This is a genomic window from Spirochaetota bacterium (genome assembly GCA_035477215.1).
Lineage (GTDB): Bacteria > Spirochaetota > UBA4802 > UBA4802 > UBA5368 > MVZN01.
In genome coordinates this window covers 1-23176 of the sequence record DATIKU010000021.1, presented here as the reverse complement: position 1 = coordinate 23176, position 23176 = coordinate 1, and the positions used below count along the sequence as shown (strand labels likewise).

Below are 23176 nucleotides of genomic sequence, written 5' to 3'. Positions count from 1 at the left end.
AGACTCCCGGCCCGCGGACGACGGATCACCGCTTGACGGCGTAAAACACGATGCTCTTGGGAAAGAAGTGGTCGAAGAAGGCCTCGACGCGCTCCATGAAGCGCGAGCCCATGCCGAGCGCGAGAAAGCGCCTGTAGGCCCCGGTAAACGGCTGGTCGTTGAGGTGAAGGCCCACGACGCAGCGGATCATCCAGTAAATGGTGTGCAGCGAGTGCTTGAAGCCGACGCCGTAGATCTCCAGGCCGTTCTCGCGCAGTATGCCGGCCAGCCGGCGCGGAACGTATTTGCGGATGTGCCCGCCGGGCGAAGTGAAGTACTCGTACGTGAGCGTGTCGAAAACGAGCTCGCTGATGAAGGTCGGCACGGTGATGGCGACGCGCCCGCCCTTTTTCAACACGCGCGCCAGTTCCCCGCACGCGCGATGATCGTCGCTCACGTGCTCCATCACCTCGGAGCAGATGATGCGGTCGAAGGTCCCGCCGCGAAACGGCAGGTTCAGCGTGTCGCCGATCTGGCAGAGGTAGGCGCCGTTTTCGTGCGCCTGGCGGCTCGTTTTCATGTGTGCCAGCGTGTAACGCGCCTTGCGGAGCGATTCCATGTCCATGTCCATGCTGCAGACGCGGGCCCCGCGCGCGACGCACTCAAACGAATGCCTGCCCTCGCCGCACCCGGCATCAAGCATGAGGTCCCCTTCCCGCACGCCGAGAAGGTCAAAGTCCACGGTGAGCACGTATGACCTCCTCGTAGACCTTCACCATCTCGCGCGCGGCATTCTCCCAGGTGAACGTGGCGAGCACGCGCTTGCGGGCGTCCTTGCCCATCTTATGACGAACGTCGGGATGGTCCATGAGGAAATCGATCCCCTTTGCCAGGGCCTCGGGATCGCGCGGGGGCACGAGATAGCCGGTCTTCATGTGCTCGCCCACCACCTCGGGAAGCGCCCCGCCCGTGGCCGCAATCACCGGGACCTCGCAGGCCATGGCCTCGGCCGCCGGAAATCCGAAGCCCTCGTACAGCGACGGGCACACCGCGATCTCCGTGCGGGAATAGAGCTCCACAAGCTGCTCGAGCGGAATCTTGCCCGTAAAGCTTACGCGGTCCTGTATGCCGAATCGGTCGATCCAGCGGGGGACAAAGTTCCTGTTGGGGGCGCCGCCGTCGACAATCGTCAGGTGCACCCTGTTTTTCGTGAGCGTAAGCGCCTTCAATAGATAGATAACGCCCTTCTTGCGGTCCTCGACGTTTCCCACGAAGATCAGGCTATTCCTGCGCTTCTTCACGCCTTTGACCGGGTGGAATATGCCGGCGTCCATCCCGTTATAGACCACGCTCTGGCGCTCCATGGGCACGCCGAAGGCCTTGTTGATCTCGCGGGCGGAATCGTGGGAGACGGTGATGATGCGGTCCAGCCTGTTCGAAACGATGGCCTGCATGAGGAGCGGATAATAGAGGATGCGCTTCATCTTGAGGGTGAATGTCGATGGATACTCGAACCAGGTGCTGCGGTCGATCGAAAGCGGATGATGCAGGGTCGAGACGAACGGCACGCCGAAATGATTGATGAGAAGAAAGCCGTAGCCCAGGCACTGGTTGTCGTGTATGATGTCGAAACGGTGCTCTTTCAGAAGCTCCTTGAGTTTCAGAAACGCGCGGACCGAGAAGGTTTCGATCTCGGGGAAAATGCCGAACTTCGACGCGACGAACTCGTAGAAATTGAGCGGAGAGAGGCTCGCGAACGGCCTGTGCGGCTTTATGTAGTCCTTCCTGACGTTGAAGTAGTTGTGGTTGCTTACCCTGTGCAGGGCCACCCCCTCCATCTCGAAGGGATAGGGAGGCCCCACGATGGCATGCACCTCGTGGCCGAGTTTGATCAGCTCGCGCGCAACGTACATCAAATAGATGCCCTGTCCGCCGCAGTAAGGGTTGCCCCTGTAGCTCATCAGACATATCTTCATGACCGGCTCCTGTACGACTCGATAACGTCCTGGTATACCGCAAGCGTGTTTCTGGCGGCGACAGGCCACGCGAAGTTCCGTTCCGCGCGGGCGCGTCCCTTCTTCCCCATCGCCTTTCGAAGCGCGGCGTCCGCGAGGAGCGTCGCGACCGCGTCCCGTATGGCCGCCGGATTTTTTGGCGGCACGAGTATCCCGGCGCCGTCGTCGCCCACAACCTCGGGAAGCGCCCCCGCGGTGGTCGCGACCACCGGAGTCTCGCAGGCCATCGCCTCGGCGGCGGGCAGCCCGAACCCCTCGTGCAGCGATGCCATCACGGCAACGGTGCAGGTGGAATAGAGGCCCACGAGCGTGGAGAGGTCCACCTTGCCGGTGAAGACCACACGCTTCCCGAGTCCCAGCTCCTGTATCATGCCCCATGCGGTGAGCCGCTTCGGAGGCCCCTCGTCCACGATGGTGAGCGTGACGTCCTCAGGAAGCATTGCAAGCGCCTCGAAGAGGTAGCGCATGCCCTTTTTGTGGTCCTCGGTGTTCCCCACGAACAGGAGCGTCCGCTCCCTGCGCGTCTCGCCCGTGCTGCGGAAGGTCTCGACGTCCATTCCGTTATACACCACCGAAAGCCTGTCCTCCGGGAGCCCGAAAGCCTTCCCGAGCGTCCCCACGCCCTCGTTGGACGAGGTGATGACGCGGTTCAGGCGGTTGATGACGATGCGCTGCATCGAAAGCGGATAGAAGAGCACCGTGGTGGCGTGCTCCCAGAACCCCCTGTCGATAAGGAAATCGGCCTCCCGGTCCATGGTGAGCGGGTGATGCACGGTCGAGACGATGGGCATTCCGTACGCCTTCATCGGCAGGAGCCCCCACCCCAGGCACTGCACGTCGTGAACGATGTCGTAGCGTTTCTCGCGCAAAAGCCCCTTCATTCGGAAAAAGGCGCGCAGGCTGAACGTTTCCATCTCGGGGAAAACGTGAAAGCGCGTGAGAAAGTAATCGACGAAGTTCCAGGGCGAGTATATCCGGGTTAGCTTTTCATACGGCAGGCGCATGGTACGCTCGCACCATAGGTTCAGGTTTTCGATCCTGTACACCGACGCCCACTCATCCATCGGTTCCGGATAGGGCGGCCCCACCAGCACGTCCATCTCGACCCCGAGCTTTCCGAGCTCCCTGGTAAGATGATAGAGGTATATCCCCTGCCCTCCGCAGTAGGGGTTACCCCGGTAGCACAAGAAAAGGACCCTCATCTCATGGATTACTGTTTTTTGTCTTCAGGCAGCGTCGAGCGCGCCGATATTATCGCGATGCCGACCCAGAACACCATGCCCAGCACCACGAGCGTGACCGCCGCGGCCGGGACCGCCAGGGCCCAGTAATTTCTGATATACATTCCGTAAATGAAGAGTGTCGCAAGAGCCAGCGTGAAAAGGCACAGAAACAAAGCCTTTACTTTCGCGTAATCCTTTTTTTCCACAATTTCAGGCATAGGAGGTGCCACCTTTATCGTTAGTATCGTCCAGCCGACCCAGAACCCCGTACCGCAGACGCCCAGAGCAACCAGCGCTATCGGAATGGCGAGGGCATAATAGGTATACGCGTCGAAAAGACCTATATCGGAAATCTCGAACGCCGAAATCTCCACGAACGCGTAATTGACGAAAAGGCCCGCGAGCACCACCGCGATGGCGCAGGCGATGAATCCGGAAATCCGTGAACGTTGCATATGACTATCCTGACCGTTAAAATTCCAAGACTATCTTAATGACGCCGTCCTCCCTGCTCACCGCCCTGTCGAAGGCCTTCTGGATTTCATCGAAGGGCATCACATGGGTGATGAGCGGGGAAACATCGACCGCGTTTTTCTCAATCATGCTCAGGGCGAACGGATAGTCGATCGAAAGGTCCGGCCCGACCGACGCGACCATCCGCAGTTCCCTGCGGAAGAATTCGTTGAAGTTGAGCCGCGGCGCCTCCTCAAGACAGATGCCGAAGAAGGCCATCTGGCCGTTGTGACGGGCGAACTCGAAACAGGTATTGATGACGGAGCTTTCCTGCCCGTATGCGTCGATGACGATGTCGGCCATGGTCCCGGAGGTGATCTCCCCGATCGCCTTTACGGCATCCGTTTTCGACGGATTGACGAGATGGTCGGCCCCCATGCGGCCCGCCGCATCGAGGCGGTAATCCAGGATATCGACGGCGATAAGGCTCCGGGGAGAGAGGTTTTTTATGAGAGATACGAAAAGCAGGCCGACCGGCCCGAGGCCAACGACCACCACGTTTTTGTTATACGGGCTGTCGAGCCTGAACACGCAGTGGGAGACTGCACCGAGAACCTGCGTCATCAGGAGCATGTTCGTATCGCCGTGAGCCGGGAGTTTCTGCAGCCGTCCGGGACCGGTGACATGATATTCCTTGAAGGCGTCCAGACGCGGGGGATAATACATCACGCGATCACCCGGCCTATACAAGCCGTTTTTCGACTCCTCGACGACGCCCATGCACTCGTGGCCCGGATATCCCGCCGGAAACGGGTAGCTTGCGGGATTGAAGCTGTTGCCGAAATAAGGGAGGTCCGAACCGCAGAGCGCCGCCTTCTGTAAACGCACGAGAACCATATCATCGCCGACAGCGGGTATGTTATCTTCCGTTACCTCGATCTTCCGGGGGGATACAATCTTCGCGGATTTCATCAATAAACCTCGGTGCACAACGATGATCAACGGTAGGTCTGACGCCATAATTGTCAACATATTTTGCAATACACGGGACCGGTATAATGTAATAAGGAATTGTATATATGTTTAAACATTTTCAGTTTCATAAATTTTCATAAACGATTCTCCGGCATGCCCGCAAAAAATATCTTGACGCCGCGGCGTATGGCTGCCCACCATACGTAAGGAATTGAGGTCTAAAATGAGAATAATACCGCAATCGATCGGCGACATCAGCATCCTGAGGATTGAAGGCTCCCTGTCCAACGAGAACCTGCAGGGCCTCGAGGAGGTGGTGCGCGGGCTCCAGGAGAAAAAGCGAAGCATCGTCCTCGATCTGTTCGAGGTCGGGTTCATCTGCAGTTCGGCTCTGAGCCTGCTACTAAGCTCAACCAAAAAGTCCCAGAAAGATAATCTTCACTTCGTAATAGCGGGCCTCAACGATGACATTAAAAAGCTCTTCGCCATCACCGAGCTCGACAGGCACCTTGTCCTTTTCGACAGCCTGGACAGGGCGACCGAGTATCTCGAAAAAAACAAATAAGGCCGCGCCCCGCCGCCGCTTCAAACTCACGGCATCATGAAAATAATCGCCTGCCTCGGCAATCCCGGAAAAAAATACAGCAACAACAGACATAACATCGGATTTCTGCTCGGCGAGGCCGTCGCCCGCATTGCGAATATACCGCTTCGCAAAAAGGAGTTCTCCTCCACCACCGGCGCGGGCGAGATGGCGGGCCAGTCGGTCCTTCTGCTTTTTCCGGAAACCTTTATGAACAACAGCGGCGTCGCGCTTCGCGCCGCGATCGATTATTATCGGGAGAGCCCGGAGAACATCGTCGTCATTCACGACGAGATCGAGCTCCCCTTCGCCGAGTTCAGGCTTAAATTCGGCGGCGGACACAAGGGGCACAACGGGCTGCGTTCCATCATCCGGCACATCGGCACCTCCGACTTCCACCGGTTGCGCTTCGGGGTCGGCAGGCCCCCGCACCCGGAAATGGTGGTGGCGGACTACGTCCTTTCGGATTTCACCGTCGCAGAGCTGCTTTGCATCGAGGAGGCACTGCCCGGCGTTCTCGACGCGCTGACGGGGCTCATCGCCGGCCTCTGAACAGCTGCTTCATCCACGATGAATATGCCTTGACGAAGCGACGAAAATGGTTTCTGAATACGGCACGGACACAGGGAAGGACGAACGCTTCCCGTTGTCGAAGGGGAGGTTTCCATGAAGATACTCGTTCCCCTCGCCGAGGGATTTGAAGAGATCGAGGCCGTCACCATACTCGATGTTCTGCGCCGGGCCGGGCTCAGCACGATTAGCGCGAGCCTCGCCGGCAATCCGGTTCGCGGATCGCACGCCATTCCCGTTACGGCGGACGAGCCCCTGGCCGGGCTCGAGCCCGACGACTTCGGAGCGATCGTGCTTCCCGGCGGCATGCCCGGAAGCGACAACTTGAAGAAGAGCGATATCGTCATCTCGTTTATACGGAGCATACACCAACGGGGAGGCATCACCGCCGCGCTCTGTGCGGCCCCCATGGTGCTGGGCCACGCCGGCGTACTGGCCGGGAAAAAGGCGACCTGCTTTCCGGGGTTTGAGAGCGAGATGAAGGGTGCGACACCGACCGGCGCCCCCGTCGAGGTGGATGGAACGGTCATTACCGGCAGGGGCCCCGGCTGTGCCATACCCTTCGCACTCGCCCTGGTCGAGGCGCTTGCGGGAAAAACAATGATGAGAGAATTGAGAGACGCCATGCAGGTCTACTGGCTCTGACGATGGCACCGGAAACGGGAAAAAAAAGCGTTTTCAGGGCCGGCGCCTATGTGTACGTTGAGGGCGACGAGGACTCCAACGATATCTTCATCGTCGAGAAGGGGGAGGTCGGCCTTCACGGCAACAACGACCGCATAAAGCTGCACAAACCGCTGGTGCGCCAGGGCGAGGTCTTCGGGTTCACCTCGACGCTCTGCAAACGCCCCAGGATGGAATCGGCGATCGCGCGCAGGGACTCGCTCATCATCACCCTGAAGCGTGAGCGCTTCATCGAACTGGTGCAGAACAACCCGAAGGTCGCGATCAAGATACTGAACTACTTCGCGAACGAGCTGCGCACCTACAACGAGATGATGCTCTCCCTGGACCCCCAGGACGATGACTTCATCGAAGACGAGACCAGGCTCTTCGACCTGGCGCGCCACTATCGTCTCTCGGGCAGGCACGATTACGCGCGGCACATCCTCGAAAGCTGCGCGGAGCAGTACCCCGGCGGGGCGCATTCCGGGGAAATCCGGTCGCTGCTGGCCGAGATGCGCGGACCGGACGCGTCCCCTTCCGCGGGACTCATCGAGAACGGCTCGTCTGGCATATTCCGCGACGGCCAGATGATCTTCGCCGAATTCGAAAAGGGCGATGACCTGTTCATCATCAAGGAAGGAAGGGTGAAGATCATAAAGGTCGGCGGGGGGCAGGAGGTCCTGCTTTCGGTCCTTAAAGGCGGCGACATCTTCGGCGAACTCGCGATCATATCGAACAAACCGCGTAACGCCACCGCCATCAGCATGGGGACGACGACGCTGTTGTCCATCAAGAAAGAAAACTTCGCCGAGGTCCTGGCCAAGTCGTCCGCCATCGCGAGCAAAATATTCATGGCCATCAGCCAGCGCATATGGTTCACCTACATACGCCTCGAATCCAAGGTGTACGCACAGCCCATCACCAGAATCTACGCCTTCCTCGAGAACAAGCTACTCGAAGACCGCGTGTCGCTCAAGAGCACCGGTTCCGTCACACTCACTTTCGGCATCGACGAACTGCTCCGGATGTCGGGCATCCCGGTCGCGCAGAGCGAAAAGGCCATGGGGACACTCCTGGACGATCCGAACCTCGAGTTCAACTTCGGTCAGGTCTCCATCGAGAACCCGAGCGTCCTCTCGACGAAGGCGAAGTTCTACCGGTCGAGGGACCATATCTCATCGTGGGACGGCGACTCGCCATCGAGGAAGGAGCAGCACCGCAGCGCGGCGCCCGCGCGAAGGGCGGGCGCGGGCGCCGACCCGGACGAAGGCGGCCCGCCGGCCCGACCGGCGGGGCCGCTCGATGAGACCGGCCCCATGGACGGCATCGAGCGCACCGAACCGGCCGTGCGCGACGACGCGGGCCTCAAGCTGCCGTCGGAAGAAATCAACTTCGATTGAGATGCGCGCCGGCGCCCCGGTGATCCGTGTGGAACGAAACCGTCAGCGCAGAAACTCGTCGGGGTCCATCGCCTTCCCGCCGCGCCGCACCTCGAAATGCAGGTGGTTGCCGGTCGACATGCCGGTGGAGTCGACCGTTCCGATGAGGTCGCCCTTCCTCACGAGCTGTCCCGGCGAAACGAGTATCTCCTCGAGATGCGCGTAGTACGACGACAGCTCCTTTTCGTGCTCGAGTATGATAAGATTGCCGTATCCGTTATTCTTGTACGAGGCCGTCTTCACCACCCCGTCGGCGGTGGCGTTGACCCTGGTGCCCCTGGGCGCGAAGATGTCGATGCCGCTGTGAAAGCTCTGGGATTTTTTCGTCACCGGATGTACCCGGTGACCGAACCTGCTCGACACCTTCCCCGTTGTCGGCACGGCGAATTCCCGGGAACCCGTCGTCAGGGCGGGAGCGTCCTCTCCCGTCGCGGCGTCCCCGGCGGCCGGCCGCTCGGGCACCTTCTTCTGGAGGAAACCGCCGAATATCCAGCCCTCGGAGCCGTCCAGCCGTCCGACCCGGAACCACGGCCGCGTCTTGCCGCCGATGGTCTCCGTCTGGTTCGACTGCTCGAGTACCTCCAGGCGCTCGGCGAAATCGAACCTTCCCGTCACGCTTCCGGAGCTCGAGCCCGACGCACGCATGAGAACGTCGGCGGCGGCGACGTAAGCGTAGAAGGCGCCGGCGCTTTTCTTCTCTACCGGCGCCTCGACGACGGGCGGCGGGGCGGTCTCTTTTTTAATCCTTTTGCCCGGCCTGTCTTTTGAAAGATATCCCGAAAAAACCCAGCCCTCCTCGCCGCCCGCGCGGCGCGCCAGAAGCCAGGGGCCGCGCACGCGGTCCACGGTTTCCATCTCCTCGGACTGCAGCAGCAGCTCCACCTTCTCCCCGAAAGCGCACCTTCCCAGCGCCGCGCTCCCGCTTTTGCCTTCCTCGTGATACGCGACATCGTCGAGGAGATACGCATATTCCCTGGGCGGCACTTTCTTCGATGTGTGGATAAGGTCGGTCGTCTTGATGTCGCTCACCGACTCGATATCGATCGGAACGTCGATCTTCGTGGAACTCCCCTGCTTCAGACGTCCGTTTATCTCGCCGATAAACTCGCGCATCTTGCGGAGGATGGCCTCCTTCTTCTCGAGGTCGGCGGCGTATTGCCGCTTGACCATGTCCCGGTTGCCCTTGCGCTGGCTGTCGTAAAAGTCCTGCGCGGACACGGACTGGATCGAAAGCGCAAGGAACGCACACAGGAAGGGAAATGTTCTCTTCATCGGATCGTCCTCTAATAATGGCGTATTCCCGGACCCCGTACGGGCAATTAAATTCATTGAGTATCATACGGCGCGCGGCATGTCCATACGTTTTTCGTTGCCGGGCCTCCCGTCCGGGCAACAAGTTCTTGACATTCCCGCTTTATAACAGATACTTCGATTTGTTCCGTAAAATCGGAGTTATAGTACACTCGGAGTTCTGTATCATCAGAGTTGATGCTTTACTGAGTGTCATTGCGAGCCCCGGCTTTATCGGGGCGTGGCAATCTCATGACGCATTTGGTTTCTTGGTAAAAACTTGTTGCCTTTTGAGATCGCCACGTCGGCCTGCGGCCTCCTCGCGATGACATTTTTGTCAGTTACGCAACAAGTCTATTATTTATAATCATATCCGATCACGAGGTATATCATGCAAGTCAAACTCCCCTGGGGCGGCGAAACACTCAAGATCAACGTACCCGACACCTGGACCATCCATTATCCGAAGGCCGAGGGAAAACAGGAGAAGGCGCCGGCCGACGAGCTCAAACTCGTAAAGGCCGCGCTCGCCAACCCGGTGAAATCGACGCCCATCGAGAAGATGAAGCTCGGGGGTAAAAAAATAGTCATCGTGGTTGATGACAACACCCGGCCGACACCGGCCGATCGGTTCTTCCATCTGGTCCTGGCGGCCCTCACGAAGGCGGGCGCATCGATGAAGAACGTCCTCCTGATTCCGGCGCTCGGAATTCACACCCCGATGACCGGGGAGGAGATGGCCCGGAAGGTGGGACCGAAGAACCTGACGAAAATAAAATGGGAGAACCACGACGCGTTCGACAAGGATAAAAACCACCACTTCGGAGAGACTCGCCGTAAAACGCCGGTCTGGCTGAACGGACACCTCGCCGATGCCGACCTCATCATCTCGATCGGCATGGTCGAGCCGCACCTGTGGGCGGGTTTCGGCGGCGGCCTCAAGAACATCCTGCCGGGCGTCGCCTATTTCGAGACGATCGGCATTCATCACTCCATCATCGCCGAACCGCCATATATCTTCAACCGCGTCGGCATGATGCCCGGGAAGAACTCCTTTCGCCAGGACCTGGAGGAGATACAGGGGCTCATAAAGGCGCCCGTTTTCTGCCTGAACGTGTCAATCGACCACACAAAAAAAATCACCGCCGCCTTCGCCGGCGACCCCGTCGCCTGCCACCGCGAGGGCGTGGCCTTCAACAACCGCACCAGCGGCCTCGTCTGCGATCGAAAGATGGACGCCATCATCGTCAACTCCTACCCCATGGACATCAACTTCAAGCAGGGGATGAAGTGCGTGGGGAATTCACTCCCGGCGCTGAAGCCCGGCGGCGCGGTAATCGCCTTCATGGTTGCCGAGCGAGGAGCCGACGACATCAAGGTGCCCGAGGACTCCAAGCCACTGTGGCTCGTGAAGACGATACTGCGGACCATCGGCCCCTCGCGAGTGATGGGCTTCCTCGAAAAGGTGAAAAAGGGCCTCAACGTGGAGGAGAAATTCCTCATGTATTACTCCATGCAGCTCATGCGCCAGTACGACCTCTTCTTCCATGTGCCGACCCTTGGCGACGATGAGATCAAAAAATTCGGCTTTTTCGTTCACGCGCGCGATCCGCAGGCGATCGTCGACATCGCGGCGAAGAAGATCGGACGGCGCGCGCACGTGGCCGTTTTCCCGGAGGGCGGCGCGACCTTCCCGATCGTCCGCGAATGATACTCGGCGTCCACGCCCATCTCGGCGGCATATTGCACGAGGGAGGGGGATCGCTCATCGCCAGGACGGGCGTAACGAAAGCCCGCGCCTTCGACCCCGTCTCGATCTCCGAATCGACGCTGCGCCGCGGCATGAACGAGGATGGCATCGATTTCCGTGCGGTGATGCCGATCCCGTCGCATGAACCGGCCGCGCGTCTTCGTTGAAAAAATCGCAACCTTCGCACAGGTATTGCTGTCGCTTTCTCCGTACCTCTTCGAGAGGATTCTTGCATACCGGATGGTATTTCAGCCATGAGCATTCGCCAACCATTTTCTTCGATATCTCATTTTGCGGGCGCGGTTGCGGCCCTGGCGGGAACCGTTGTCCTCGCCGTCGTTGCGCGGCACGACACCGGGACACTCGCCGCGGCGCTCGTTTACGGCGTCTCGGCCACGCTGCTTTTCACCGCAAGCGGCGTCTATCACGCGGCCAGGAGCGGAGAGAACGGGAGATCGGCGTTTCGGAAACTCGACCATTCGGCCATCTACGCAATGATCGCCGGCACCTATACGCCCGTGGCATTCGCGTACCTCTCGCGGACATGGGCATGGAGCATCGTCGCCGTGCAGTGGGGCCTGGTAGCCGCCGGCATCGCCATAACGCTCCTATGGATCACGCGGCCGCGCGGCGTCACCGTCGCCATCTACGTCGCCATGGGATGGGTCGCCATAGTGGCGGTGAAGGAGCTGTTAAACGCGATGCCCGCCCGGGCCCTCGTCCTTCTGCTCGCCGGGGGACTGGCGTACATGGCGGGAGCGATAATCTACGCGATTAAAAAACCCGACCCACTTCCGGGGAGGTTCGGGTTCCACGAGGTATTCCATGTCTTCATACTGCTGGGTGCCGGCTTTCACTACTTCCTGGTATTCGACGCCGTGGGAGGGAGCTGACGCCCCCTACTTTACGCCGCAGTCGGTCTTCTTCTCGAGATAATCCTTGAAGCTTATCTGCTGAAGATAACACTCGCTTTTTATATAGGAAAGAAGCGGAAGAAAGGTATCGGCCTTTATATACCCGGGGATCTGCGTAATAAGCCCGCCGTTTTTGTCGACGAAAACGATGGTGGGAAGCCCCCTCACTCCCATCATTGCGGCGAAATCGGCCGGTTTCAGATTTCGCCCATCCACCGGAATCGACTTCGTCGACTCCATGTCGATCTTGATCGGCACGAAATCATCGGCGAGCATGCGGATCACATTCGCGTTGGCGAAGGTGTCCTTCTCCATTACGACGCACCAGTGGCACCACGCGGCGTAGAAATCGACCACCGCGGGCTTTTTCTCGCTCCGCACGATCTTCATCCCCTCCTCATAGCTCTTCCATTGCACGGCGCCCTTCGGGGCGCTCTGTCCGCCGCACCCGGGAAAAACCACCACGGCAAGCATGCTGACTAAAAACAAACGAATGCGCATGATCGTACTCCTTTCAATTAGTAGCTATCCCCGCGCCGGGGGTCGAGTTCGGAAATGCGGTTTTCGAAGAGTCCGATATCGTACGACGATCCGCACTCGGGACAGATGAAAATCACCATCAGGCCCTCCTTCTCCTTTCGAAACGAGGCGTGGAACCCGCGGGCATAGCCGCAGTTGGGGCAGATACGGAATTCATCCATCACGATACCTCCGGAGCCGTTACACGGCGCAAGCACCCGTATTTTACACCACAGACGGTTCCGTAAATCCAGCATTATTTATGCGGACGGCGGAGTGAAAAAACCTTATTGACTGAATTCGGCGATGTGCACATATAGTTGATTTTCATTATCGCCGCCGCCGCGGCAGTAAAAGGAGACAGGGATGGACAGGAATACCGTGTGGATCGATTTCGAGACTGTCGAGCGCTTCATGATCGACGTGCTCGAGGGGGTCGGCGTTCCCGTTGCGGACGCCAAAATCGTCGCGGAAGTGCTCATAACCGCCGACAAGCTCGGCTTCGATTCGCACGGCATGAACCGTCTCAAGCCCATCTATTACGACCGCATTAAAGCGGGCATCCTGAATCCGGTTACAAAGATCGAGATTGTGCGGGAAGCCCCCGCCATCGCGGTGATAGACGGGCACGACGGCATGGGCCACGTCATCGCTAAAAGAGCGATGCGGATGGCGATGGACAAGGCGAAGACCTACGGTATCGGCATGACGGCGGTGCGCAACTCGTCGCATTACGGCATCGCCGGCTACTATGCGCTCATGGCCGTACGCGAGAACATGATCGGCATCACCGGCACCAACGCGCGGCCCTCGATCGCCCCGACCTTCGGCGTGGAGAACATGCTTGGCACCAACCCCATCACCTTCGGCATCCCCACCGACGAGGACTTCCCCTTCCTCCTCGACTGCGCGACCTCCATAAGCCAGCGCGGCAAGATCGAGGTCTACGCCCGCCAGGGCAGGGACGTGCCCGCCGGATGGGTCATCGACCTGGACGGGAACGCCCGCACCGATACGGTGAAGATTCTCGAGGACCTCACGAAGGGCACGGCGGCGCTCACGCCGCTGGGAGGCATCGGCGAGGAGGGGGGCGGATATAAGGGCTACGGCTACGCCACCGTGGTGGAGATACTCTGCTCGGCGCTCCAGGGCGGCGGCTTCATGAAGATGCTCACCGGAATGCGCGACGGCAAAAAGGCCCCCTACAGCCTGGGGCATTATTTCATCGCGATCAATGTCGACGCCTTTATCGAACCGGCCGACTTTAAAAAGACCGCGGGCGACATTCTGCGCGAGCTGCGCGCGTCGAAGAAGATGCCGGGACACGGCCGCATCTACACCGCCGGAGAGAAGGAGCACATCGCCTGGATGGAGCGCAGGGAGATGGGAGTGCCGGTAGGCCCGGACTTATTGAAGGAGATGCAGCAGTTGATCGACGAGCTGAAGCTTAAAGGCTACGAATTGCCGCTGTGACCGGCAGGGGCGCCGCGTCCCCCCGTCACCGGTGCGCGAGCTTCAGCCCTACCACCCCGGCGATGATGAGGAGCACGGAAAGTATTCTGAGAATATCGGCGGAATCTTTGAAGACGATGACGCCGACGATGAACGTCCCCGCCGCGCCGATCCCCGTCCAGACCGCGTAGGCGGTCCCCATGGGGATAGTCTTCTGCGCAAGCCAGAGGAACACGCCGCTTGCAGTCATCGCGACCACCGCCAAAACGATACCGGGGACCCTGTTCGCCGGGGCCTGCGATATCTTGAGTCCCAACGGCCAGCCTATCTCGAAAACTCCGGCTATGACGAGGAACAACCAGTCCATTTAAACCACCCCCTTAAAGTGGAGCCGCCAACGGCGGGAATACGCGCGCCGATTCGGCATGACGACATACCACTACTGTCGGAATTTCGGCCCGGCGGCATTACACCCCGTCGTCGCGCGTGCACGGTAATATCGCCTGACCCAATAAAAAATATACCATACACTTTATGCATTGTAGTCGTGGCATGCACGGAGGCTGCACCCCCCGCGGCGGGGGAAAACGCCAAAGGGAAGGCCATGGTGAAGCGAAAAAATTATTAACACATAGTAGGCCGCTCTACTGATACGAATATGATGAAAATCTCCCCCGGGGAAGCCCTGCTCGCGTCGGCCGCGGAACTGATTCATGGAAACGGCTGCGTCAACACCGGCATAAACGATATCCTTAAAAAAGCGGGCGTTCCCCGAGGTTCATTTTATTTTTACTTCAAGAGCTCGGAAGACGCCCGTGGACGGTCTCCCGGACACTTTCCGCGCCGACACCAAAATAGCCGTGGATCAGCCCATCCCGCATCTTCGCCATGCAGGTCCAAGGTATATCGGGGCTCGCATCCACAATATCAGGTGGAATATTCTTCGCCGCTTCGCCTATGATTTCCAGCTTTCGTATCACCGCGCTCAGCGTTTTATCATCCCTTTGGAATTCTTCCGAATTGTACCCGTTGATGAACGCGAAAATACTCTCCATCGAACCCAGTATATCATCAAGGAGCATATCTGTCGAACGTTTCATATATAGACAACCTCGGCCAACACCCGGGATTTTATCCGGTGTTTCAGAGCCTGCTCGCGCACCAGGTCGATCTTCGCGCCCAGGGCGTCTTCAAGGAATTCCTCAATCTCGAAGAATTCAAACAGATCGGGGGTTTTCTTGAATTCGATCAGAATATCCACATCGCTTCCGCCATGCTCCTCCCCTCTCGCGTACGAACCAAACACGCCCAGCCGCGAAACACCATAGCGCTCGGCAAGCCGGCGTTTCGCGCTTTTTAGCTTTTCGGTTATTTCAGGGTTCATCATAACCCTCCCTCATTCGACGTGGCCGGCCCATGGCGCTCCCGAAAGCAACGGCCTGGAGCGTTCCTCAATCGAATTTATATCATCCGGCCCGTGGCCGTCGAGCACATCTCCGGATGGTTTGCGCGGCAAAACTTCGCCTGCGCTGAGATCTCCATCTTTCTCCCTGTGGAAGTCAGTGCCTTTAACCTGCCCCCCTTAACCGAAACGCCCTGAAAACCACCCCGCTGTACAAACCAAAAGCGCGAATTGGTATTGACAAATCCGGCCCCGCGCGCACATCCTGCGACAGGGTGAGCGGTCGCTCAGTCCAATGGCGAGTAGTCCACGCAGAAGACACCGGTTCGAACGCCATTACATATAAAAATGGAAATTATCAGGTGTACCTGTTTTCTCCCATAGCACCAATCTCATAACCACAGGAGCTCCACATGGGAAAGACCGGAACCATCGCCGACATTACCAAAACCGGCATAGTGCTGGCGAATCGCATTCGGATGGTCATCGCCGTGATTCTCATCCTCATCATCGGCGGTGCCGCCGCCGATAACTCGATGGCCATAAACGTCACGTTTTTTTCAGGTCTGTTCGTCTTCATTCTATTTGCGCTTATAAACAACGCGCTCGCGAAGAGGGACATCCGAAGTATGGCGTTCCAGTACGTCACCGCGCTGATCGAGATCAGTCTTCCCACCCTGATGAAATCAGCGCACATGCTCGCCGGCAGACCCCATATGATGCTAAACGAGTCCACGGTCTTCCCCGCATACATGGTGTTCATCGCTCTGACGCTCCTCCAGAACAAAAGGTCGCTGACGCTGGTTGCCGGGTCTGCGGCCGTCATTGAATATGCGTTCCTGGTTTGCATCGGGGTATTCGTACTCGACCTTCCGGTGAAGGCCGGCGATTTCCAATTCGGGTTCATCATCATCGATGACGAACTGGGAAAAATCGTTCTCCTGGTCGGCTTCACCCTGATCTGCAATGCCATACTTAAAAACATGTCGTCTTTCGCCCGGCGTGCGATGGAGCAGGAGGATGTGGCGAAAAAAAGGGCTGGCTTCCTCGAGGGGGTCCTCGCGAGCCTCGGGGGGATGAACCTGGAGCTCTCGGGCGTAAGCGCCACGCAGCGGAACGTCTGCTCGAAGCTCGCCGGGGTATCGCAGGATCAGGCGGCCATGAGCGAGGAGTTGTCGTCGATCCACGAGGAACAGCTCGCCTCGATCGAATCCATTTCGCTGTCAATGAACGACCAGAGCGCCGAGACGGACCGCATCCGCGAACTGGTGCGTTCGCTGCAGGAGAGCCAGCGCGCAGTCCTGGCCGAGAGCGCCGAACTCCTTCGGAGCATCGAGACGATCGGCGGATCATCGCGGAAGACCGGCGGCAGTCTCGCCGACATGAACGATACGATGCGCATCATCAGCCAGGGGGGCGAGGCTATAGCCTCATTCATTGGCGTCATCAACGATATCACCGACCGCATCAACCTCCTCTCCCTGAACGCGGCGATCGAGGCGGCCCGCGCGGGCGAGCACGGCAGAGGATTCGCCGTGGTCGCCGACGAGATCGGGAAGCTCGCCCTCGCGACATCAGATAACGCGAAGGAGATCTCCGAAAGGGTGGGTCGGATCGGCGCCGATATCGGGAAGGGCGTGCAGCTTGTACAGACCACCCTCGACGCCATCGGCGAGGTGCTTGCCCTTATCGAAAAAAGCGGCGGCAACATCGAGAGCGTACGCGAAGCCATGCGGAGGCAGGACGAATACATCGGCGCCGCGGGGGCGCAATCCAAGAAACTCGACCGCCTGTCGAAGTCCATCCTCACCTCGACGGGGGAACAGCAGTCCTCGATGGAAGAGAGCGCCCTTTCGATCCAGAAGATCGCGGAGCTCGCGCAGAATATCGCCGCGCACAACCAGGAGATACTGGACACGGCGGACGTCATCGGCACCAGGGCCGCGGAGATGAAAAAGTTGATGGACGACATTCTCCACGATGAGAATTAGAATTCTCATCGTGGAGAGACCGCCTGGTTTCCATTCCGGCGAGGGCCCCCCGATGGGGGCGAGCGCTATCTTCCCTCCTTCACCCAGGCCAGATTGAATCGGGCGAGCCTGAGGCAGTCCGTCCGGTACTTGTTCCGTTTTTGCCACCCCTGCTCGTAAAGAGCATGGATGACGCCGCGATTCACGAAAATATCGGAATAGCCGCCCTCCCTATGCCGATATATCCGCGCCACGGGCCAGGTTTTGCCGTCATCGAAGCTCGCGCGGATGCCGAGCGGCTCCCGCGCCCCCCTCAGTTTGAAAAAGGTCAGCTTCCAATCCACCCTCAAATCGCTGTGCACGTTCGAAAACAGGATGGTGTGCGCGTCATAGCGATGCAGCGAGCCGAAACAGACCGCGTCGGGCAGCCCTCTGTTTTGCACGGGTCGCGACCAGCCGCGCGCCCCGTCGCGGCTGGTGGATACGGCGCGATACACGCGGTCGGAATCGAATATCTCGTTGCGCATGTTGAGCATCACGCTTCCGTCCGAGAGCTCCACCGCCACCGGCTCGCCCATGCCGGGCTCCCCAAGCGATGAGACCATCTGCCCCGCATGCCAGGTCGCTCCGCCATCGTCGCTGTACAGGGTTGAGGAGTGCTGTGGATGGTGGCCGTCGCTCCCTCCGCCGGGCGAAAGCCAGACCGGCGCGATCAGCCGTCTGTTCGATAGCTGTATGCCGTGCCCCGGACCGAAGGCGATGACCTTCCAGGGATATGTCGCACGAAACGCCTCGAACACCGGAGTGAGTTCGACGGTTTTCGACCACGTCGCCCCGGCGTTTAGGCTCTTCCGGTAGAAGGCGCGGTTATAGTTCGTGTTGTACAGCAAGTGCACGGTCTCCGAGCCGCGTTCCGCTATCATGACGGGATTGTTCACCGTACCATCCCGGCCGGCGTAGAGCGTCACCCGCTCCTCCCATGTATCGCCGCCATCCCGGCTGCGTTTCATGCAGATGTCGATCTTTCCCCAGTCGCTGTAGCTCTCGCGCGCCTCGCAGTAGGCCAGCACCACCCCGGCGGGCGTTACGACGATGCCGGGTATCCTGAAAGTGATATAGTCCGGGTCCCTTGTTCCATCGAAAATGACCTGGTCGTGGAAGCGCTGCGGAGGACGCGTCATCGGCGCGGAATCGCTTTCGGCCGCCCTGCCCTGGAGGAAAAGGGCGACCGCCAATATCACGCACGCGAGCGACGACACGGCAACCGCCGCGAACACCCCGGGGCCCGCTTCTCCGCGACGATGCCGTCTCCAAAGGTAAAACGAAAGACCGGCCGCGATCGAAACGAGAAGCCAGGGTCCCAGCAGGAGTGAAAGGTACTCGGCCTGAGAGACGAGCACAGCGTCGCCCGCCTCCATGAACAGGGCGAACACCATTGCGCTCCATACGAGCAGCACCGGAAGCGCGGCAATGCGCTGAAAAAGCGCCGGACGTGTCGGGGCCTTCGCGCGAAAAGCGCGGGCGGTTTTCCACAGCTGCGCGATATAGTTGACGAGCAGCGCGCCGGTTGCGCCGAGTATGACCGCGACCCAGTTCAATCGCAGTCCGCTCATGGCACCGATGAAGCGATTGACGTCATTCCAGATCGAGTTGACCGCAAGCACGCAGAGCAGCGCAACGGATACGACAGACAGGAGAACGGAGAACACGATGAGCCAGGATCTCGCGGTCGAGGATTCGGCGGTCGTCTTCATGAGTGCCTCCGGACGGACGAGTTACCGGCACCTGAATCGATGCCTGCCCGATAAACGGGGAAAACCGGTTTAATGCGCGGTACGCGTTTTATGATGGTAATCACATCATGGTTATACATGCGCCAGGGCGGCGCGGTCAAGCATGAATGGGGCGCCCGGGCAGGGGGAGCTCTCAGTCGATTCCGGTTCTTCCGCGGTAGATGTTCAGGATATCGCCCCCGGCGCGCGCATCTCCCTCCATCTCCATGACAATAGCCTTCCGGGGACAGACTTCCGCGCACAAGCCGCATCCCTTGCACTCCTCAAGGCGAATGGACGCGTTACCGTCTTCGAGCGTTATGGCCCGGGCCATGCACCCGGTCACGCACTCGCCGCAGCCGTCGCACTCCGCGGTGGCCCGCACCGTAAGTCCGGGAAGGCGGTGAATATTTTGAAAAAAACCCTCGGACCTTCTCAGCCGAACGGAATAGCGCACCGCGCAGCAGCAGTCGCAGCAGAAGCAGATATTCAGCATTCGGTGGTAGTCGACACCCCACAGCCATGCATCGAACTGGTTGTGCACCACCATGGGATACAGGCCGCGCCGCAGGGCCACACGCGCATGGGCCATGGCCTCCTTCGCGGTGACGGAGCGGCCGAGCCGCAAATCGAGGTCGCGCGTCGCGTCGCCCAGGATGAGACAACCCAGATCGGCGGGATGGCCCTGGCAGCCGTTGCCCCTCCGGCACAGGCACTCGGCCATGATGCCGACGGTGCCCGAGGCGCGGATGAGAGTTTCGATGATGGACACCGGCAGAACAACGCTTTTGCCGGCGTGGAGCACGCGGCCCACCGGGATGATGTGGGCGGAGGCGTTCCGCGCGGAATCTTTTTTTCGGAAAGGCGAGATGCGCTCCCAGAGGCGGGAGGGTTTGAAGAAGCACATGATGAGGTCATAGAGAAAACGGGATCGTCCCATGGAGGGGCCTCGCATGTATCGTTTCTTGCGGTATTGCCGACCGCATCCGCCGCGTCACTATTTCCCGGGTATCTTTTTGTTGCCGGACACCCTCAGCGGATTGATGCCTTGTGCCGTGAGATAACCGTAGCATCGACGGTTATTTTATTTTTTTATTGTCTCCCGATCCTTTACCCCCGGAATCCACCTTCGAAAGGTCCTCTCCCGTTAAATCGATCACATCTCGATCTTCCGGCGGAGGAGTCGATTTGGGGAGAAAAGAAGTCGTCGAATCCGCACCCTTTTTCTTTGCCGCCATTATACTTTTCCTCGCACTATTTTCGTTACGATTAATTTTTACGCGGGAACGCGACCGGGAATACATTCCGGTATCGAATCCTTCGAGCGTTTTGTTCCATACGGATGAATATATTCCTCGCCTCGCCGGGTCCGAAACCGAATCCTTGAAATTTGGATAGTCGATTGAGAGAACCGCGCTCGCAATTCGATCGGCGACGACTTCCCGGCCGATATTCGACCGAAACGCGTAATCGGAACCTGAAGTTTCGATGACTCTGGCATCCGGGAAAACCGACTCGATGTCGCCGGAACGACGGGCCCGAACGAGGAGCATGCCCGGAACATCATCATTCCGGACTATAGAAAGAAATGCGTTATTCATATAAATCCACATACCACCCTCCCGCCTGGCTTATAGAATCGATTATGGAAGAATATCACTTCGCCCTTCAATATTCGCCGAACGATTTGTCGCCACATAACTGGAGATTATAATCAATATTCCAACCGATCATAAATGTCAATACTGTTCTGCCCGATATTCGAGGGGCACACCGTCGTACCCTGCCCGACTGGTAAAGCGGGAATATAATAGCCCTAACGGGGCGAGTTTGTCCCGCAAGTCACGGCTATTCTAATTGTATTATTTCAGGCCACGCATTCGGCTCCCGACATCCCGCCTTCGCCGAGACTTCCCGCCTCCTGTGGGTCGCCCATTGGGGCGCGACAAACCAGCAACAGCAAGCCAGGCAACCAGTTTCAGTCCATGCGTTCCCGGCAGGACGCCCCAATGTCGGCGCGGCGACACGAGGTCGCGTCTCGCGCCGCCCCCGCGCGGGACGCGACGTTGATCATCTTCCTCGCCGAAGCCCGTTGTCCCGGCCGATAGTGCATGGGACAGAAAAGTATTTCTCTTGCAACGATGTTTTCATGTGAAAACTCATTGGCAACGTAATATGCCGGGAAAGATACAGGGGAGCACCACCGACGCTGAATACTTAAGCACGCCGACAAACATCTTCTTTCACAAGTCTAAACCTTCTCCTCGGACTGCGGATAAAGCCGGCTCCTGGGGCCGCTCATCCCCCGCAGCGGTTCATCCCCACGGGTGTGGGGAATACAAATTGCGTGATTTATATTTCAAGGTTTTTGGCGGTTCATCCCCACGGGTGTGGGGAATACTCCAATGCATAGCAGTGATTATTATTGTGATACGGTTCATCCCCACGGGTGTGGGGAATACTCGATTTAGACGGAATGGAAGTGGATAGGTTACGGTTCATCCCCACGGGTGTGGGGAATACCATATACGGACCGGAAATCCTCGAGCCGGACTCGGTTCATCCCCACGGGTGTGGGGAATACAGCGCCTGTGATTGGCGATACTTGTTTCTGTCCGGTTCATCCCCACGGGTGTGGGGAATACATGGTAAATAAACCGTGTATCATGCACGGTATCGGTTCATCCCCACGGGTGTGGGGAATACAATACGGAATCGGTTGATTCGCATAACTCCTCCGGTTCATCCCCACGGGTGTGGGGAATACAAATCGGAATACAGCGACGTGGTGACATGCCGCGGTTCATCCCCACGGGTGTGGGGAATACGATTGCAGATTAGCCAGCAGATCGCGGACGTACGGTTCATCCCCACGGGTGTGGGGAATACTCATTGGCCCCGTCCAGCGTGGCGGCCATGTCCGGTTCATCCCCACGGGTGTGGGGAATACTATGTTACCCTATGCCCCCTGACCTCCTCAACCGGTTCATCCCCACGGGTGTGGGGAATACGCCGACTCGCCGATCTCCAGCCCGGCGATCAGCGGTTCATCCCCACGGGTGTGGGGAATACCACTCGTCCTCGAGTCTGAACCACATCCCCCACGGTTCATCCCCACGGGTGTGGGGAATACAGGAGCTGATCCGCCATCAAACGCATGGCCGCCGGTTCATCCCCACGGGTGTGGGGAATACACCTAACCTGCATCAGCCAGAAATGCCGCACCCGGTTCATCCCCACGGGTGTGGGGAATACTTTCTGACATCCGAATTGTTTCGCGCACCGACCGGTTCATCCCCACGGGTGTGGGGAATACGTTTTGGTTTTCGGCTTCGTTTTGGTTTTCGGCGGTTCATCCCCACGGGTGTGGGGAATACTTTTGAAACATTATAAACCGAAATATTTTTTACGGTTCATCCCCACGGGTGTGGGGAATACATGACCTGATCTCATCAACGACTTTCGCAATACGGTTCATCCCCACGGGTGTGGGGAATACAATTTTTCCGACATTTTTTCTGGCGCCGTTATCGGTTCATCCCCACGGGTGTGGGGAATACCCCTCGACCGCCAGTACGACGACTCTTTCTCCCGGTTCATCCCCACGGGTGTGGGGAATACATCGTCGGACCAATTTGCAACCCATCCGTCGCCGGTTCATCCCCACGGGTGTGGGGAATACGTGCTGGTTTCGACCAGCACAACCAAGCGGCCCGGTTCATCCCCACGGGTGTGGGGAATACTTTCTGTGCCCTCGTGAAAAAACGCAGCGACGCGGTTCATCCCCACGGGTGTGGGGAATACATAACACCGAAAAGGATGCGGCCATGGAGTCCCGGTTCATCCCCACGGGTGTGGGGAATACTCTTCGAGGAGCTTCGTAATGGCCACCTGGGCCGGTTCATCCCCACGGGTGTGGGGAATACCGATATTCTCTCCTCTCGCCGAACTCCTCCCGCGGTTCATCCCCACGGGTGTGGGGAATACCGAATATGATGTATCTCTTCACCGCTGTTGTCCGGTTCATCCCCACGGGTGTGGGGAATACTAAGTGTCAATGTGTCCGCATCCTTGTTTAGTCGGTTCATCCCCACGGGTGTGGGGAATACCAGTCCTTCCATCTATTAACAAACCCTCCCTTCGGTTCATCCCCACGGGTGTGGGGAATACCCCATACCATGCGGCACTCCAAGGCCATGTACCG

At 58.7% G+C, this 23176-nt stretch carries 22 protein-coding genes and 1 CRISPR repeat array; of the genes, 9 read left to right on the top strand and 13 right to left on the bottom strand.

Annotated features, from left to right (window positions below; all coding sequences use genetic code 11):
• Positions 1-25: 25 nt before the first annotated feature.
• Genes VLM75_05010 through VLM75_04990 form a run of 5 tightly spaced genes read right to left on the bottom strand, consistent with a single transcriptional unit; the run spans position 26 to position 4642 of the window.
• The gene (locus tag VLM75_05010; GenBank protein HSV96279.1) at positions 26-730 is read right to left on the bottom strand and encodes a class I SAM-dependent methyltransferase; all 705 of its coding nucleotides are present in this window, start codon (positions 728-730) and stop codon (positions 26-28) included.
• Positions 711-1955: a glycosyltransferase family 4 protein gene (locus VLM75_05005; protein HSV96278.1), complete on the bottom strand. Its 1245-nt coding sequence runs from the start codon at positions 1953-1955 to the stop codon at positions 711-713. Before VLM75_05005 ends, VLM75_05010 begins: the two co-directional genes overlap by 20 nt.
• Positions 1952-3196: a glycosyltransferase family 4 protein gene (locus VLM75_05000; GenBank protein ID HSV96277.1), complete on the bottom strand. Its 1245-nt coding sequence runs from the start codon at positions 3194-3196 to the stop codon at positions 1952-1954. Before VLM75_05000 ends, VLM75_05005 begins: the two co-directional genes overlap by 4 nt.
• Positions 3197-3204: 8 nt before the next feature.
• The gene (locus VLM75_04995; protein ID HSV96276.1) at positions 3205-3672 is read right to left on the bottom strand and encodes a hypothetical protein; all 468 of its coding nucleotides are present in this window, start codon (positions 3670-3672) and stop codon (positions 3205-3207) included.
• Between the two features lie 16 nt (positions 3673-3688).
• On the bottom strand, positions 3689-4642 hold the full coding sequence (locus tag VLM75_04990) for a zinc-binding dehydrogenase (GenBank protein HSV96275.1): 954 nt from the start codon (positions 4640-4642) through the stop codon (positions 3689-3691).
• A gap of 226 nt (positions 4643-4868) precedes the next feature.
• On the opposite strand from VLM75_04990, the gene VLM75_04985 reads away from it, so the two are divergent.
• The 4 genes from VLM75_04985 to VLM75_04970 all read left to right on the top strand — a co-directional run bounded on the left by VLM75_04985 (position 4869) and on the right by VLM75_04970 (position 7864).
• Positions 4869-5210, top strand: coding sequence for an STAS domain-containing protein (locus VLM75_04985; GenBank protein ID HSV96274.1), 342 nt, complete (start codon positions 4869-4871; stop codon positions 5208-5210).
• A gap of 36 nt (positions 5211-5246) precedes the next feature.
• Positions 5247-5780, top strand: a complete 534-nt coding sequence (pth, locus tag VLM75_04980) for an aminoacyl-tRNA hydrolase (protein ID HSV96273.1) — start codon at positions 5247-5249, stop codon at positions 5778-5780.
• A gap of 114 nt (positions 5781-5894) precedes the next feature.
• Complete coding sequence (locus VLM75_04975; GenBank protein HSV96272.1) at positions 5895-6443, top strand: DJ-1 family glyoxalase III; 549 nt, start codon at positions 5895-5897, stop codon at positions 6441-6443.
• A gap of 2 nt (positions 6444-6445) precedes the next feature.
• On the top strand, positions 6446-7864 hold the full coding sequence (locus VLM75_04970; GenBank protein HSV96271.1) for a cyclic nucleotide-binding domain-containing protein: 1419 nt from the start codon (positions 6446-6448) through the stop codon (positions 7862-7864).
• Between the two features lie 42 nt (positions 7865-7906).
• Here the strand turns inward: VLM75_04970 and VLM75_04965 are convergent, their stop codons facing one another.
• Positions 7907-9175, bottom strand: a complete 1269-nt coding sequence (locus tag VLM75_04965) for a peptidoglycan DD-metalloendopeptidase family protein (protein HSV96270.1) — start codon at positions 9173-9175, stop codon at positions 7907-7909.
• Positions 9176-9584: 409 nt separating this feature from the next.
• Between VLM75_04965 and larA the strand changes: the two genes are divergently transcribed.
• The 3 genes from larA to VLM75_04950 all read left to right on the top strand — a co-directional run bounded on the left by larA (position 9585) and on the right by VLM75_04950 (position 11836).
• Complete coding sequence (gene larA / locus VLM75_04960; protein ID HSV96269.1) at positions 9585-10904, top strand: nickel-dependent lactate racemase; 1320 nt, start codon at positions 9585-9587, stop codon at positions 10902-10904.
• Positions 10901-11110, top strand: coding sequence for a hypothetical protein (locus tag VLM75_04955; GenBank protein ID HSV96268.1), 210 nt, complete (start codon positions 10901-10903; stop codon positions 11108-11110). Before larA ends, VLM75_04955 begins: the two co-directional genes overlap by 4 nt.
• Before the next feature lie 87 nt (positions 11111-11197).
• Positions 11198-11836 (top strand): hemolysin III family protein, encoded by a 639-nt coding sequence (locus tag VLM75_04950; protein ID HSV96267.1) that lies wholly within the window; start codon positions 11198-11200, stop codon positions 11834-11836.
• Positions 11837-11842: 6 nt separating this feature from the next.
• Here the strand turns inward: VLM75_04950 and VLM75_04945 are convergent, their stop codons facing one another.
• Both VLM75_04945 and VLM75_04940 read right to left on the bottom strand, forming a co-directional pair.
• The gene (locus tag VLM75_04945; protein ID HSV96266.1) at positions 11843-12358 is read right to left on the bottom strand and encodes a thioredoxin fold domain-containing protein; all 516 of its coding nucleotides are present in this window, start codon (positions 12356-12358) and stop codon (positions 11843-11845) included.
• A gap of 17 nt (positions 12359-12375) precedes the next feature.
• Positions 12376-12558, bottom strand: a complete 183-nt coding sequence (locus VLM75_04940) for a hypothetical protein (protein HSV96265.1) — start codon at positions 12556-12558, stop codon at positions 12376-12378.
• A gap of 184 nt (positions 12559-12742) precedes the next feature.
• Here VLM75_04940 and VLM75_04935 point away from each other — a divergent pair, with 184 nt between their 5' ends.
• Positions 12743-13849, top strand: coding sequence for an Ldh family oxidoreductase (locus VLM75_04935; GenBank protein HSV96264.1), 1107 nt, complete (start codon positions 12743-12745; stop codon positions 13847-13849).
• 25 nt (positions 13850-13874) lie between these two features.
• Here VLM75_04935 and VLM75_04930 read toward each other — a convergent pair whose 3' ends face one another.
• The 3 genes from VLM75_04930 to VLM75_04920 form a co-directional block, all read right to left on the bottom strand.
• A complete protein-coding gene (locus VLM75_04930) occupies positions 13875-14195 on the bottom strand; it encodes a multidrug efflux SMR transporter (GenBank protein HSV96263.1) in 321 nt (106 codons plus the stop codon).
• 427 nt (positions 14196-14622) lie between these two features.
• Positions 14623-14928 carry a DUF86 domain-containing protein gene (locus VLM75_04925; protein HSV96262.1) on the bottom strand — a complete coding sequence of 102 codons (306 nt, stop codon included), beginning with the start codon at positions 14926-14928 and terminating at the stop codon, positions 14623-14625.
• The gene (locus tag VLM75_04920) at positions 14925-15212 is read right to left on the bottom strand and encodes a nucleotidyltransferase family protein (protein HSV96261.1); all 288 of its coding nucleotides are present in this window, start codon (positions 15210-15212) and stop codon (positions 14925-14927) included. Before VLM75_04920 ends, VLM75_04925 begins: the two co-directional genes overlap by 4 nt.
• Positions 15213-15643: 431 nt before the next feature.
• Here VLM75_04920 and VLM75_04915 point away from each other — a divergent pair, with 431 nt between their 5' ends.
• On the top strand, positions 15644-17221 hold the full coding sequence (locus VLM75_04915; GenBank protein ID HSV96260.1) for a methyl-accepting chemotaxis protein: 1578 nt from the start codon (positions 15644-15646) through the stop codon (positions 17219-17221).
• Between the two features lie 65 nt (positions 17222-17286).
• Here the strand turns inward: VLM75_04915 and VLM75_04910 are convergent, their stop codons facing one another.
• Complete coding sequence (locus VLM75_04910) at positions 17287-18954, bottom strand: sialidase family protein (protein ID HSV96259.1); 1668 nt, start codon at positions 18952-18954, stop codon at positions 17287-17289.
• A gap of 172 nt (positions 18955-19126) precedes the next feature.
• Positions 19127-19912 (bottom strand): 4Fe-4S dicluster domain-containing protein, encoded by a 786-nt coding sequence (locus tag VLM75_04905; GenBank protein HSV96258.1) that lies wholly within the window; start codon positions 19910-19912, stop codon positions 19127-19129.
• Positions 19913-21283: 1371 nt separating this feature from the next.
• Positions 21284-23142: direct repeats of the CRISPR family, unit length 29 nt; unit sequence CGGTTCATCCCCACGGGTGTGGGGAATAC.
• Positions 23143-23176 lie beyond the last annotated feature (34 nt).